The sequence below is a fragment of the Ruegeria sp. genome, from assembly GCF_965243365.1.
In the GTDB taxonomy this organism is placed as follows: Bacteria; Pseudomonadota; Alphaproteobacteria; order Rhodobacterales; family Rhodobacteraceae; genus Ruegeria.
In genome coordinates, this window is the sequence record NZ_CBDEUW010000002.1 from 1,480,404 (window position 1) to 1,494,045 (window position 13,642).

Genomic DNA, 13,642 nt, shown 5'->3' on the forward strand with positions numbered 1-13,642 from the left:
TTCCCGGATCATCCTGATGCCCGTCAGTCAGATCCCTGGAACAGCCTGTCCCCCCAAGCGAGTGAATCGCTGACTCAGTGGTAGCAAGAGGTCACGGGTCGCGGCAATGAAACTCTGATGTTGACTCGGGTCTGAGAGCGAAAGAATCTCTCGGCTTCGTGAAGACGCGGCTTTCCGGCAACAATGAAAAAGGCGCCACGGGGTGCGGCGCCTGATTCAGGAATTAACACTTGACGTGTTGACCGGGAATCATCCCAGCGCTTTGACGCGGGCCGACAGGCGCGACATCTTGCGGGCTGCGGTGTTCTTGTGGAACACGCCTTTGGTGACGCCACGCATCAGCTCGGGCTGAGCAGCGCGCAGGGCAGCAGAGGCTGCGTCCTTGTCACCGGATGCGATTGCTTCTTCAACTTTGCGCAGATAGGTGCGGATGCGCGAACGACGCGCTTTGTTAACAGCGAAACGCTTTTCGTTCTGACGCGCGCGTTTCTTTGCCTGGGGCGAGTTAGCCATGTGTCTCTGACCTTTGTTCGGTACGGTTATCTTGGGTTGCGCGCCACGGACAATTCCGCACCGGATCAGAAATCACGAGTGTGAGTCGGGCCAAGCGGGCCGCACGCGCATGTATAGCGGCGCTTACTATCCAAGTTGTCCGGGTTTGCCAAGCTGATTCTTGAACGCGCAGGCCGGGCATGAAAAAGGCGGGCAAAGGCCCGCCCGAGTGAGGCTTGTGAAGGATCCGCTATTTGTCGCGGAACTGCGCCGCGCGCTTCTCCAGAAAGGCAGCCATGCCCTCTTTCTGGTCTTCTGTCGCAAACATCGAATGGAACACCCGGCGTTCGAACAACATCCCTTCGCTCAGAGGCATTTCATAACTGCGGTTCACGGCCTCTTTGGCCGCAATTACCGAGATCTGAGATTTCTCCGCGATCTTCTGGGCCACGCCTGTCGCTTCTTCGATCAGCTTCTTGGCAGGCACGACACGGCTGACCAAGCCTGCGCGCTCGGCTTCGTCGGCATCCATGAAACGCCCGGTCAGGTTCATGTCCATCGATTTGGACTTACCGACAAAACGGGTCAGGCGCTGGCTGCCACCAAGCCCGGCAATGACGCCCAGATTGATCTCGGGCTGACCGAACTTGGCCGTGTCAGCCGCGATGATGAAATCACACAGCATCGCCAACTCGCACCCGCCGCCCAGCGCATAGCCGGCCACAGCCGCAATGATCGGCTTGCGAATGGCTGACACACGATCATTGGCATCGGCAAAGAGGTTGATGTTGAACACATCAACATAGCTCATCTCGGACATCTCTTTAATGTCCGCACCAGCGGCAAAGGCCTTGTCCGAGCCGGTGATAACGATGCAGCGCACCTTGTCATTCTGATCAGCCTCTTCCAGCGCCGCGCACAATTCACCCAGCAACTGGGTGTTCAGCGCGTTCATCGCATCGGGGCGGTCAAGTTTGATAAGGGCGACGTGGTCTTCGATTTCGACGATGATCGTCTCAAAAGCCATGAGGTGTAAGCTTCCGGTTGTTCCGTTCAGGTACGATTCCTTACCACGCGATTTCGCTGGATCAAGTTATCTTTGGCATTGCGCACAGTAGAAGGATGAGCGACCGGACTGTGTGATTCTCTTGATCGGAGCGCCGCAGCCTTCGGTACGACAGGGTTCGCCTTCGCGACCGTAGACGTCAAAGCTGTGTTGAAAATATCCAAGTTCTCCATCGGCTTGGCGGAAATCCCGCAGCGACGACCCGCCCGCTTCAATCGCGTCCTGCAACACTTTCCGAATGATCGGCACAAGGGCTGCAACGCGGGGCGCAGAAATCTGCCCGGCTTTGCGACGTGGCGACACCTTGCCGCGATAAAGCGCCTCGCAGACATAGATATTCCCCAAACCGGCAACGATTCCCTGATCCAGAAGCGCGGATTTGACCGGGGTGTTCTTGCCTTTGAATGCATCGATCAGGTGTTGTTCGTGGAAATCATTGCCCAGCGGTTCAGGCCCCAGAACCGAAAGCAGCTTGTGTTCCTCAGCGGTGGCTGTCGGCAGCAGGTCCATCGCCCCAAACCGGCGCGGGTCGTTAAATGTCACCCGCGCACCGTTGGCCATGTGAAACACCACATGGTCGTGTTTCTCGGGCATCGGATGCTCATGCACGAACTGTCCCAGCGGGTCACCTGATACCGTCATGCGCCCCGACATGCCCAGATGGATCAGCAGCGTCTCACCACTGTTGAGATCAGCCAGAATGTATTTCGACCGCCGCCGCAACCGGTCCACACGCTGCCCGGTCAGCCGCTCGGCCATCCGATCCGGAAAAGGCCAACGCAGATCGGGGCGGTTCACATCCGCCTGTTCGATCACCACGCCTTCCATGGCCGGGCTCAGGCCGCGTCTTACTGTCTCGACCTCGGGCAATTCGGGCATTAGATGGCTCCTATTCCAAAGGGCCGCATTGTGCCCGCCTCTTATGGCCCTATAACAGAGGCGAAATTTGTTAAACGGCAAGGCAAATGTCCGACAGCAACGACAAGACCACTCATTTCGGGTTCGAAACCGTGCGCGAGGCTGACAAGGCCGGGCGCGTACAGGGCGTGTTCAACTCGGTCGCCTCGAAATACGACGTGATGAACGATGTCATGTCGATGGGCATCCACCGGGTCTGGAAAGACGCGATGATGGACTGGCTTGCCCCGCGCCCCGGTCAACGCTTGCTGGATGTGGCCGGTGGCACCGGCGATATCTCGTTCCGTTTCCTCAAACGCGCGGGCCATGGCCACGCCACCGTTCTGGACCTGACCGAGCCGATGCTGGTTGAGGGCCGCCAACGCGCCGAAGCCGATCAGATGTCGGACAGCCTGAACTGGGTGGTCGGCGACGCGATGTCTCTGCCGTTCGAGGATAACTCCTTCGACGTTTACACCATCTCGTTCGGCATCCGGAACGTCACCCGCCCGCAAGAGGCTCTGAACGAGGCCTTCCGCGTGCTGAAACCCGGTGGCCGGTTGATGGTGCTGGAATTCAGCCAGCTGCCGAATGACGGGCTGCAAAAACTCTATGACCTCTACAGCTTCAACGTCATCCCGCGCATGGGCAAGCTGATCGCCAATGACTATGACAGCTATCAGTATCTGGTGGAATCGATCCGTAAATTCCCCGATCAGGAAACCTTCCTGAATATGATCCGCACCGCCGGGTTCGAAAACGCCAAATACCGCAACCTGAGCATGGGCATCGCCGCCTTGCATTCCGGTTGGAAAATCTAGATGCGCGGCCCTCACAACATCATACGCCTGATCCGCACGGGCGCCACGTTAGAGCGGACCGGCGCCATGAACGTGGTGCTGGATGCGTTTGAAGCACCACGCGCGGTGCGAATCCTCGCGCACACTTTAGGTAAGCCGTTCCAATGGCTTGGCTACAAGGGCGACCCGAACATGCCGCCCGCAACCCGCGCCTTGACTGCGCTTGGACCCGCCTACATCAAATTCGGACAGGTCCTGTCGACCCGACCCGATGTCGTTGGAAATGAACTAGCCGAACAGCTGCGCGTTCTTCAGGATAAACTGCCCCCTTTCCCACGCACCGAAGCCATGGCCGAGGTTGAAAAGGAACTTGGCCAGCCCATCGCCGAGATGTTCTCAGAGTTCAGCGAACCCATCGCCGCAGCCTCGATCGCACAGGTCCACAAGGCCAAGCTGACCAGCACGGGCGAAGACGTCGCCGTCAAGGTTCTGCGCCCGGCTATCGAGCGTGCCTTTCGCAAGGATGTGGATGCGTTTTATTTTGCGGCCCGTATCGTTCAGCTTTTCGCCCCCGGCGCGCGCCGCCTGCGCCCGATGGAAGTCATCGAACATTTTGATGGTGTGGTACGCGGTGAGCTTGACTTGCGCCTGGAAAGCGCCGCCGCTTCTGAATACGCCGCCAATACCAAGGACGATGCCGGATTTTGGCTGCCCCCAGTTGTCTGGTCCCTGTCGGCGCGTCGAGTGATGACCCTCAGCTGGGCCGACGGTGTCCCGCTTGGGGAAAACGACGCGCTGGATGCCGCAGGCCATGACCGCCGCGATCTGGCCGAGCGCGTCTTGCGCCTGTTCCTGCTGCACGCGCTGCGTGACGGCTATTTCCACGCTGACATGCACCAAGGCAACCTGAAGGTCGCCGCAAACGGAGATATCATCGCCTACGACTACGGCATCATGGGTCATATCGACGAATACACCCGCCGGGTCTACGCCGAGATCCTCTTTGGCTTCATCCGCCGCGACTATAAACGCGTGGCCGAAGTGCATTTCGAGGCCGGCTATGTCCCTGCCAATCAAGACGTTGACGAGTTCGCCCGCGCCCTTCGCGCGGTCGGAGAACCCATCTTCGGCATGGACGCCACCCATATCTCGATGGGCCGCCTGCTAAATTACCTGTTCGAAGTCACCGAACGCTTCGGCATGGAAACCCGCACCGAGCTGATCCTGCTACAGCGCACGATGGTTGTGGTCGAAGGCGTTGCGCGCTCATTGGACCCGCATATCAACATCTGGGAAGTCGCGCGCCCGGTGGTCGAGGATTACATCAAGAAATCAATCGGCCCCCGCGCGGCCCTGCGCGACTTTGGCAAAACAGCGATGGTTCTGGCGCGTTTCGGCCCCCGCCTACCCGCGCTGGTGGAAAACGCTCTTATCGCGCAAACACAAAAGGACGATCAGCAGAATTCCAGCTTCTGGTCCGTGGCCCTTCCCGCAACCATCGGGGCCGCCGCGGGCGCAGCCATAGCCCTGATCCTGACGGCGCTAAGTTAGACCTGATCCAAGGCTTCATCTGGCCAAAAATATCCTCGGGGGGAATCGCGCCGCAGGCGCGATGGGGGGCAGACAGCCCCCCCTGCCGAACGCCAATCAAAGACGCTCGATGGCGATGGCGATACCCTGGCCGCCCCCAATACACATCGTAATCAGCCCTTTGGACCCGCCAGTCCGCTCCAACTCGTACAGCGCTTTCATTGTGATGATGGCCCCTGTCGCCCCAACCGGATGACCCAAGGCAATTGCACCGCCGTTCGGGTTTACTTTGGCTGCATCCAACCCAAGCTCCTGATTGACGGCCAGCGCCTGGGCTGCAAAAGCCTCATTGCTTTCGACCACATCGAAATCCCCGACGGACAAGCCGGTCTTTTTCAACAGATTCCGCACCGCCGGAACCGGGCCGATTCCCATAACCTCGGGGCGCACACCCGCATGGGCATAGCCCAGAATCCGCGCCCTTGGCTTCAACCCTGCCCGCTCAGCCGCACCCGCTGTGGCCAGAACCATAGCCGCTGCCCCATCATTGATGCCTGAAGCATTGCCCGCCGTCACGCGCCCGTCTTTCTGGAACACCGGGCGAAGACCCGCAAGCGCTTCGACGGTTGTCGATTTGGGATGCTCGTCGACCGTGAAATCCACCATATCCCGCTTGACCTTGACCTGAACCGGAACGATCTGGCTTTCGAAATATCCCGCCTCAATCGCCGATGCGGCCCGGGTCTGGCTGGTCATCGCAAATTCGTCCATCTGCTCTCGGCTGATCTGATGCTCATCCGCTACGTTTTCAGCCGTGACACCCATATGCCCGGTCCCGAACGGGCAGTTCAGCGCGCCCAGCATCATGTCCAGCGAGGTCACATCGCCCATCTTCGCGCCCCATCTCGCTTGCGGCACGATATACGGGCTGCGCGACATGCTTTCCGCACCGCCGGCCACCGCAAACTCGGCATCGCCCAACATCAGAGACTGAACCGCAGATACAATGGCCTGCGCGCCCGACCCACATAGCCGGTTCACATTCATCGCGGGCGTTCCGTTCGGAATACCGGCCTGCATCGCCGCCACCCGTGACAGGTACATGTCCCGCGGCTCGGTATTGATCACATGCCCAAAGACGACGTGGCCGATCTGACCGCCCTCAACGCCTGATCGCTCCAAGGCGGCTTCAGTGGCGACAGTTGCCAGATCGATGGGTGCCGTGGACGCAAGCGCCCCGCCAAATGTCCCGATTGCGGTGCGGGCACCATCCAGCAATACGATATCGGTCATGTCTCTCTCCTCCTGGATTCGTCTGCATTGTGCACGTGCAGCGCTGATCTGTCCTATAGGACGTCCCGTCACGGTTGGAATTGACAAGCGGCCATCCAGAGCGCATGAAATTCCGTCATGACGGAAAACACAGACGATATCCTGACACGCCTACCTGCCCGCCTGAAAGAGGCACGCCGGGCCAAGGGCCTGTCTCTTGAAGCGGTCGCCAATCTCAGCGGCGTCTCCCGATCAATGGTCAGCCAGATCGAGCGCGGGGAAAGCAGCCCCACGATCTCGACCCTCTGGAACCTGACCCGCGCGCTGCAGGTGGATTTCGCGGGTCTGCTGGAAGACACCAAGACTGCCGATCAGATCGAAGTCCTTAAGAAATCCGAAGTGCCCAGCATCGACAATATGGGCCAGAACTGCCGCATCCGCATCCTCTCACCCCCGGAAGAGGCGGGCGGGCATGAGGTTTACGACATCCAGTTCGATCAGGACGGGGCGCTGAACAGTCAGCCCCACGCCCGAGGCGCACGCGAACAACTGACCGTTTTGGAAGGCGCTGTACGCGTCACCTCTGGCGCGGCGGTGTCCCATCTGGGGCAGGGGGATACCGCGCGATATGCGGCTGATGTCGTACATTCCATATCCGCCGACTCTCCGGCCCGGGTGTTTTTGATCGTCAAAAACGCCTGATTTTCGGCAGCTTTCCGCCTTCACGGAAATTTTTCCTTCATACTGTAATTCCCCTATTTGGGAATTTCATCCGCTATGTTAGATATGCGACTCAGTTGAACGGAGGCCGCCATGGCAGATGCATTCCTGTCCCACATCACGGACACCCTCGCGCAGATCGAAGCTGAAGGGCTTTACAAGCGCGAACGCATGATCACATCGCCTCAGGGCGGTGAGATTACGGTGGGCGACAAACAGGTCATCAACCTGTGCGCCAACAATTATCTGGGTCTGGCCGATCACCCTGCGCTGATCGACGCCGCCAAAGGTGCGATGGAGCCCAAAGGGTTCGGCATGGCCTCGGTCCGGTTCATCTGTGGCACGCAGGATATTCACCGCGAGTTGGAACAGAAGCTGGCGCAATTCCTGAACAAGGACGATTCAATTCTGTTCGCGGCCTGCTTTGATGCGAACGGAGGGCTATTCGAGCCTTTGTTAGGGCCTGAAGATGCTATCATCTCAGACAGTCTGAACCATGCCTCGATCATCGACGGGGTACGCCTATGCAAGGCGAAACGCTATCGATACATGAACAATGACATGAACGACCTCGAAGCCTGGTTGAAGCAGGCGCGCGAGGACGGGGCGCGGCATATCATGATTGCCACCGATGGCGTGTTCTCGATGGATGGATATCTGGCCAATCTGCCGAAAATCCGGGAACTGGCCGACAAATATGACGCCATCGTCATGGTCGATGATTGCCACGCCACCGGCTTCATGGGGCCGAACGGCGCCGGAACACCGGATCATTTCGGTGTCGATGTGGACATTCTGACGGGAACTTTAGGCAAGGCGCTTGGGGGGGCAATCGGCGGTTATATTGCCGGGCCGCAGCCAGTGATCGACCTGCTGCGGCAGCGGGCGCGGCCCTATCTGTTCTCGAACTCGCTGCCGCCCTCAATCGTCGCGGCCGGTCTGGAAGCGATCCGGCTGGTCGAAGAGGGCGACATGTTGCGCGCCCAACTGTTCGGCAATGCCAAATACTGGCGCGCGGGATTGGAGAAACTGGGGTTCAATCTGCTGCCCGGCGAACACCCGATCATTCCCGTCATGCTGGGTGAAGCGGCTTTGGCGCAGGAGATGGCATCGCGGCTGTTTGATGAAGGCGTTTATGTTTCGGGCTTCTTCTTCCCGGTGGTCCCACGCGGTCAGGCAAGGATCAGAACGCAGATGAATGCGGCTCTAACCAAAGACGAACTGGATCGCGCACTCGCAGCCTTTGGCAAAGTCGGCAAGGACTTGGGAGTTATCTGATGCTGCCCAACACAATGAAAGCGCTGGAAAAATCCAAGCCCGCAGAGGGGTTGTGGATGGTGCAGGCTCCGGTGCCTGAAATCGGACCCGATGAGGTTCTGATCAAGGTCAACAAGACCGGCATCTGCGGCACCGACATTCATATTTGGAACTGGGATGAATGGGCCTCTCATACCGTACCAGTTCCGTTGATCACCGGTCATGAATTCGCCGGAGAGATCGTCGAGATCGGGCCAAACGTGACCGGGCTGGAAGTCGGCCAGCGTTGCTCGGGCGAGGGGCATCTGATTACCCCCGACAGCCGCCAAAGCCGTGCAGGAAAATTCCACCTCGATCCCGGCACGCGGGGCATCGGGGTGAACGAACAGGGCGCTTTTGCCCAGTATCTGAAACTGCCCGCTTTCAACGTGGTGCCCTTGCCGGATGATGTGCCCGATGAGATCGGAGCTATCCTCGATCCGCTGGGCAACGCTGTACACACCGCACTCAGCTTTGATCTGCTGGGCGAGGACGTGCTGATCACCGGTGCCGGCCCAATCGGGATCATGGCCGCCGCGGTCGCGCGTCATGCGGGCGCACGACATGTGGTGATCACTGACATCAATCCTGATCGCTTGGAACTGGCACAGCATGTGGTGCCAACCCTGCGTGCCGTTGATGCCTCGAAAGAGGATCTACAAGACGTCATTTCTGAACTCGGTATGACGCAAGGCTTCGATGTGGGGCTTGAGATGTCTGGCTCACAGGCTGCTCTGGATCAAATGGTCGAAGCGCTGGTGATGGGGGGCAAGATCGCCTTGTTGGGCATTCCACCCGGGAAATCCCCTGTCGACTGGTCACGCATCGTGTTCAAGGCCATCACCATCAAGGGCGTCTACGGGCGCGAGATGTTTGAGACCTGGTACAAGATGATCGCCATGCTTCAGAACGGCCTGGATGTCAGCCGCGTGATCACGCACCGGTTCAAGGTCGACGACTTCGCTGAGGGCTTCGCCGCAATGAAATCCGGTCAATCCGGCAAGGTTGTTCTGGACTGGACCTAACGCTCTGGCACCGCGCGGGTTTTGACCCTAAACAGGAATAAACCCGCGCGTTTTGGAGGTGTATATGGGCGACAATGACAGGTATCTGGAACGCGGGATCGAAGAGTCTCTGGTCACCGATTTCGCGGAAACACATCGAAAAAGCTATGGTGACTTTCTGCAGCTCAACCCAAGTTCCGCACTTTTTTGCTGAAATCGGTCGAAATTGCCGCTTTCTGGCCGGTAAAGCGTTGATTTTGTTGAGGTGAGTTTCTGGATTTTCGAAGTGGTGCCATAATGTGCTTCCTGAGGGCTTTTCGGGATTCCCAGTGGGGTGCAGCGGTCCTAATGTAGGAACATGTTTATTCGTGAGACCCTGACCCGCCGCCGCGCTGACAAATGCTACCGATCCGTCCGGTTGGTCGAGAATTTTAGAACGGGCCGCAAGGTGCAACAAAAGACGCTCCTGAACCTCGGAGCAGCCTTTCCGATCCCCAAATCGCAGTGGCCCGAACTGGTCGAACTCGTTCAGGCGGGGATTACGGGAGAAACGCCTCTGTTCGATCCTGAACCGGAATTGGCGACAATGGCGGATACCATTGTGCAGAAGTTGCGCAGCCGCGCGTTGGTCCAGTCGGCGGCCGAGGCCCTGGATGGCGGCACAGCAAATATCCGTCTCGACAGCATACAGATTGAAGACGCGCGGTCTGTGGGCTGTGAGCGACTTGCCCTGGCCGCTCTGGAGGCTCTGGGCTTTCTTGGGGTGCTCAAGAATGTCGGCCTGTCGGATCGAGACGCCCGGATCGCCATGGCGCTGGTGATTGCGCGCATGGTGCATCCCGCCAGCGAACGGGAGACTTTGCGATGGTTGGAGACCAACAGTGCCACGTTTGAACTTCTGCGCCTCAATACCGGGCCGGCGCTCTATCTCGACAAGCTGTATCGTCTCAGTGACGGTCTGGTCAAACACCACGAGGCCATCGAAGACGCGCTGTTTGACCGTCAGCGCACGTTGTTCGGCAGTTCCGGTGCGGTGATCTTCTATGACCTGACCAACACCTACATGACCGGGCGTCCAGCGTCCGATCTGGCCAGGTTCGGACGCTCCAAGCAGAAACGGAACGACTGCCCTCTTGTCACGCTCGCGATGGCCACCGACGAGGGCGGCTTCCCGCGCCGCTCCAGCGTTCTGCCCGGCAATGTCAGCGAACCCGGCACGCTGTTCGAGGCGCTGGACAGCCTTGCCACACCGGAGGACAAGGACAAGCCCACGGTCATCATGGATGCAGGCATCGCTACCGAAAACAACCTCGCCGAACTGCGCAACCGGGGCTATCATTGGATCACGGTCAGGCGGGGTGGGGTCAAGCCGGATCAGGCGGATGCTGCAGGCGCGCGGGATCCTGATGCAACGATCGAGACCAGATCGGGGCATGAGGCGCGGATCTGGAACCTGTCCCACGAGCCTGAGAACGAAGCGCAACTCTGCATCTGGAGCCAGGCGCGACAGGAGCGTGATGAAGCCATTCTGGCCAAGAAGCGGGACGCCTTTGAGGCAGAACTTACCGCCTTGCACGACGGCTTGAGCAAGCCGCGCTCCGTCAAGACATACGACAAGGTTCTGGAGCGGCTCGGGCGTTTGCGGGAACGCTACGCTATGGTCAATCAGCATTATGACATCCGCGTCACAAAGGGTTCGGATGGCAAGGCCAGCGCGGTGACATGGGTACCCAATGCGGCATTCAATACACGCGATGCCCGCGCGGGCCTCTATGTGCTGCGCACCAGCCACACGGAATGGGGCCTTGAGAAGACGGTGCGCACCTACTGGCGTTTGACCGAACTCGAAGCGACGTTTGAGACGCTCAAGTCTGAACTCGGCTTGCGCCCGATCTGGCACCAACTGTCCAGGCGGATCGAGGGCCATCTGTTCATCGCGGTGCTGGCGCTGTACGGCGTCAATGTCATCCGGACCCGTCTCGCTGCGCAGGGGGTCCACGACAGTTGGGCCTCTGTGCGCAACAAGCTCGGTCGCTGGCAGCGGGCCACCACGTCCTTCACCTCCGTCGACGGCGCACGGATCGAGGTCAGAACGGACGCTCGGCCAGACCCGGTGGCGGCAGGGGTTGCGAAGGCGGCGGGCGTACCATACGCGCTTGAAAGGCGTATCCGGAAACTGAAAAACCCGTAACGGTCGAGGCCATTCCAACCGACCTCCTGACGCACAAAATGTAGTGCCATATCGGGCTTTTCCGAAAATAAAATCGTTTTGTATCATGACCTTATGGAGCCGTGTATGTCAAATTTGCTGAACCTGGGTCAAGACGCTGCTGAACCTGCAAAAAACCTTTCAGGACCCGGCCCAACCCGATGAGATGCTGTTCATCATCATCCATCAGGTCAGCGAGCTGTGGCTAAAGCTGATGCATCACCAGCTGGTCGAGGTGCGCCGCTTTCTGCAGCAGGACGATTTTGGCCCGGCGATGAAAAACCTCGACCGGATCAAGGCGATCCAGCGGCAACTGATCGCGGCGTGGGAGACCCTGCTGACCATGACACCCGCCGACTACATGACCTTCCGGCAGGCGCTGGGCAGTTCGTCAGGGTTTCAAAGCTATGGCTATCGCCAGATCGAGTTCATTCTGGGCAACAAAGATGCCTCGACCCTGAAAGTGCATGAACACGACCCCGAGGTCATGGAAATGCTGAATGCGGCCCTGTCCAAACCATCGCTCTATGACGAAGTGCTGCACATGCTGGCACGACAGGGCTTTGATGTTCCGGTCGAGTTGATCGAACGGGACTATGCACAGCCCTATTCCGGCGACCCCCGTGTTGTGAAAATCTGGGTCGAAGTGTTCCGCAACACGGGCAAATACTGGGACCTCTACGCGCTGGCCGAAAAGCTGATGGATGTCGAATCCCTGTTCCAACGCTGGCGGTTCGACCATGCAACAGCCGTTGAACGCGTCATCGGAATGCAGCCGGGCACCGGCGGATCCAGCGGCGTGGCCTTCCTGCGTAAGGCGCTAGAGCTGCGGTTCTTCCACGATCTGTATGATGTGCGCACCGAACTGATGTATAGCGGGCAGGGTTGATCCATGCTCTATCGTGGTTTCTCACAGGTCGAGCTGGAGCAGGAATATTCCCCAAGCTCCATGATCGGTGGCGATTTGACCCCCTATCTTGACAGCTATCAGGCACTCAGCGCGCAGGCCCGTGCGAATATGCCGGTGCGGGAAAACCTGCGCTATGGGGACACGCCCCAGCAAGTTCTGGATTTCTTTCCCGCAAAAGGTGCGGGCGCACCATTGCACGTGTTCATCCACGGCGGATACTGGCAAGCCCTCAGCCAGCGCGAGTCGGCCATGATGGCACCGGCGATGATCGAGGCCGAGCAGTCCTTTGCGACCCTGAACTACACGCTTGCCCCGGATACGCGTATCGGTGACATGATCAAGGAATGTCGGAACGCCCTGCTCTGGCTGGCGTCAAACGCAGCGGATCTGGGGTTCGACCCGTCGCGGGTCACCCTGTCCGGGCACAGCGCCGGAGCACAGCTCGCAAGTATGGTCATGGCGACTTCGGCCGATGCACTGGCCCGCGCGGGGCTGCGGATGCGGGATGTGATCCTGATCAGCGGCATTTATGATCTGGAACCAATCAGCCTGACATCTGTGAATGAGCCGCTGCAGCTGACCCCGGTTGAGCTGCACGACCTCTCACCCATACTGAACCTGCCCACACCCGGCCCGCGCTATCATGTGGCGGTCGCTGAACGGGATACACTGGAATTCATCCGCCAAAGCCGAGACTATGCCGAGTTGCTGCGTAAGGGGGGGCACTCGGTCAGTTTTGACCTGAAACGCGGGATGCATCATTTCGATATCATCCTGCATCCAGGGACGTTTCTGCCTGCATCTTGATAGTCATAGTTGTCGGGCATCGGACTAATCTGACCTTTGCGTCGCATACTGAACCAACTACTAAGAACCGGGTATTTATGGTTGAGACAAGAAAGTCCGGTTCGAACCCAAACTTACCCAGCCAGCGACCTTAACTTTTCCATCGCGCATGCAATAGTCGCAGCACACTTTTCGATGCTACTGACACTTGTGTCCACGACGAGTCGGTAAGTGCGCCACTGTTCGAATTCACGCTGAGAAACGGCCTTCCAACTCGGGACCACAAGCCCTTCAATATCGCTCATGCGGGTTTCGACCCGTTGCCGATGGACATCTATATCTGAACAGACGACTTCGACATTTAGGAGTTGGGCCGATGCCACGGAAGCAGTTTGCGCCCATAACTCCCGTGTGACTTCAATTGGGTTTACGGTGTCCACAATTACATCATGTCCAAGCAAAAGGTTGTCTTGCGCGATGGACGCGAGTGCCAAATAACCTGCGTCTTCTGCAGGGTGGATGTTCAGGATACTTCTCTTCAGCGCGGCCTCAACCGAGTCCACGCGCAGATGCACGGCATTGGTCAGCGCGGACAAGTTCTTTGCAACGGTTGTCTTGCCAACTCCGGGAAGACCTGAAAGGGAAACCAGTATTGTCATT

At 58.7% G+C, this 13,642-nt stretch carries 14 protein-coding genes; 9 read left to right on the forward strand and 5 right to left on the reverse strand.

Annotated elements, in window-relative coordinates:
- Nucleotides 1–249: 249 nt before the first annotated feature.
- The 3 genes from rpsT to mutM all read right to left on the reverse strand — a co-directional run bounded on the left by rpsT (nt 250) and on the right by mutM (nt 2,437).
- On the reverse strand, nt 250–513 hold the full coding sequence (gene rpsT, locus ACP0GE_RS10990) for a 30S ribosomal protein S20 (protein WP_424831992.1): 264 nt from the start codon (nt 511–513) through the stop codon (nt 250–252).
- A gap of 229 nt (nt 514–742) precedes the next feature.
- Complete coding sequence (locus ACP0GE_RS10995) at nt 743–1,519, reverse strand: enoyl-CoA hydratase (protein WP_424831993.1); 777 nt, start codon at nt 1,517–1,519, stop codon at nt 743–745.
- 66 nt (nt 1,520–1,585) lie between these two features.
- Nucleotides 1,586–2,437 carry a bifunctional DNA-formamidopyrimidine glycosylase/DNA-(apurinic or apyrimidinic site) lyase gene (gene mutM / locus ACP0GE_RS11000; protein ID WP_424831994.1) on the reverse strand — a complete coding sequence of 284 codons (852 nt, stop codon included), beginning with the start codon at nt 2,435–2,437 and terminating at the stop codon, nt 1,586–1,588.
- An 86-nt stretch (nt 2,438–2,523) separates the two neighbouring features.
- On the opposite strand from mutM, the gene ubiE reads away from it, so the two are divergent.
- Both ubiE and ubiB read left to right on the forward strand, forming a co-directional pair.
- Nucleotides 2,524–3,276: a bifunctional demethylmenaquinone methyltransferase/2-methoxy-6-polyprenyl-1,4-benzoquinol methylase UbiE gene (gene ubiE, locus ACP0GE_RS11005; protein ID WP_424831995.1), complete on the forward strand. Its 753-nt coding sequence runs from the start codon at nt 2,524–2,526 to the stop codon at nt 3,274–3,276.
- Nucleotides 3,277–4,806, forward strand: coding sequence for a 2-polyprenylphenol 6-hydroxylase (gene ubiB / locus ACP0GE_RS11010; RefSeq protein ID WP_424831996.1), 1,530 nt, complete (start codon nt 3,277–3,279; stop codon nt 4,804–4,806).
- A gap of 96 nt (nt 4,807–4,902) precedes the next feature.
- Here the strand turns inward: ubiB and ACP0GE_RS11015 are convergent, their stop codons facing one another.
- Nucleotides 4,903–6,078: an acetyl-CoA C-acyltransferase family protein gene (locus ACP0GE_RS11015; RefSeq protein ID WP_424831997.1), complete on the reverse strand. Its 1,176-nt coding sequence runs from the start codon at nt 6,076–6,078 to the stop codon at nt 4,903–4,905.
- A 117-nt stretch (nt 6,079–6,195) separates the two neighbouring features.
- On the opposite strand from ACP0GE_RS11015, the gene ACP0GE_RS11020 reads away from it, so the two are divergent.
- From ACP0GE_RS11020 to ACP0GE_RS11050, 7 genes are all read left to right on the forward strand, one after another.
- The gene (locus ACP0GE_RS11020; protein WP_424831998.1) at nt 6,196–6,759 is read left to right on the forward strand and encodes a helix-turn-helix domain-containing protein; all 564 of its coding nucleotides are present in this window, start codon (nt 6,196–6,198) and stop codon (nt 6,757–6,759) included.
- Nucleotides 6,760–6,870: 111 nt separating this feature from the next.
- Nucleotides 6,871–8,055 carry a glycine C-acetyltransferase gene (locus ACP0GE_RS11025; protein ID WP_424831999.1) on the forward strand — a complete coding sequence of 395 codons (1,185 nt, stop codon included), beginning with the start codon at nt 6,871–6,873 and terminating at the stop codon, nt 8,053–8,055.
- Nucleotides 8,056–8,069: 14 nt separating this feature from the next.
- Nucleotides 8,070–9,098, forward strand: coding sequence for an L-threonine 3-dehydrogenase (tdh, locus tag ACP0GE_RS11030; protein ID WP_424833840.1), 1,029 nt, complete (start codon nt 8,070–8,072; stop codon nt 9,096–9,098).
- Between the two features lie 64 nt (nt 9,099–9,162).
- Nucleotides 9,163–9,291 (forward strand): hypothetical protein, encoded by a 129-nt coding sequence (locus tag ACP0GE_RS11035; RefSeq protein ID WP_424832000.1) that lies wholly within the window; start codon nt 9,163–9,165, stop codon nt 9,289–9,291.
- Nucleotides 9,292–9,435: 144 nt separating this feature from the next.
- Nucleotides 9,436–11,268, forward strand: coding sequence for an IS1634 family transposase (locus ACP0GE_RS11040; protein ID WP_424830302.1), 1,833 nt, complete (start codon nt 9,436–9,438; stop codon nt 11,266–11,268).
- 145 nt (nt 11,269–11,413) lie between these two features.
- On the forward strand, nt 11,414–12,175 hold the full coding sequence (locus ACP0GE_RS11045; protein ID WP_424833841.1) for a tryptophan 2,3-dioxygenase: 762 nt from the start codon (nt 11,414–11,416) through the stop codon (nt 12,173–12,175).
- A 3-nt stretch (nt 12,176–12,178) separates the two neighbouring features.
- Entirely contained in the window at nt 12,179–13,003 is an 825-nt protein-coding gene (locus tag ACP0GE_RS11050) for an alpha/beta hydrolase (protein ID WP_424832001.1), read from the forward strand.
- 113 nt (nt 13,004–13,116) lie between these two features.
- Here the strand turns inward: ACP0GE_RS11050 and ACP0GE_RS11055 are convergent, their stop codons facing one another.
- Complete coding sequence (locus tag ACP0GE_RS11055) at nt 13,117–13,641, reverse strand: AAA family ATPase (RefSeq protein WP_424832002.1); 525 nt, start codon at nt 13,639–13,641, stop codon at nt 13,117–13,119.
- Nucleotide 13,642 lies beyond the last annotated feature (1 nt).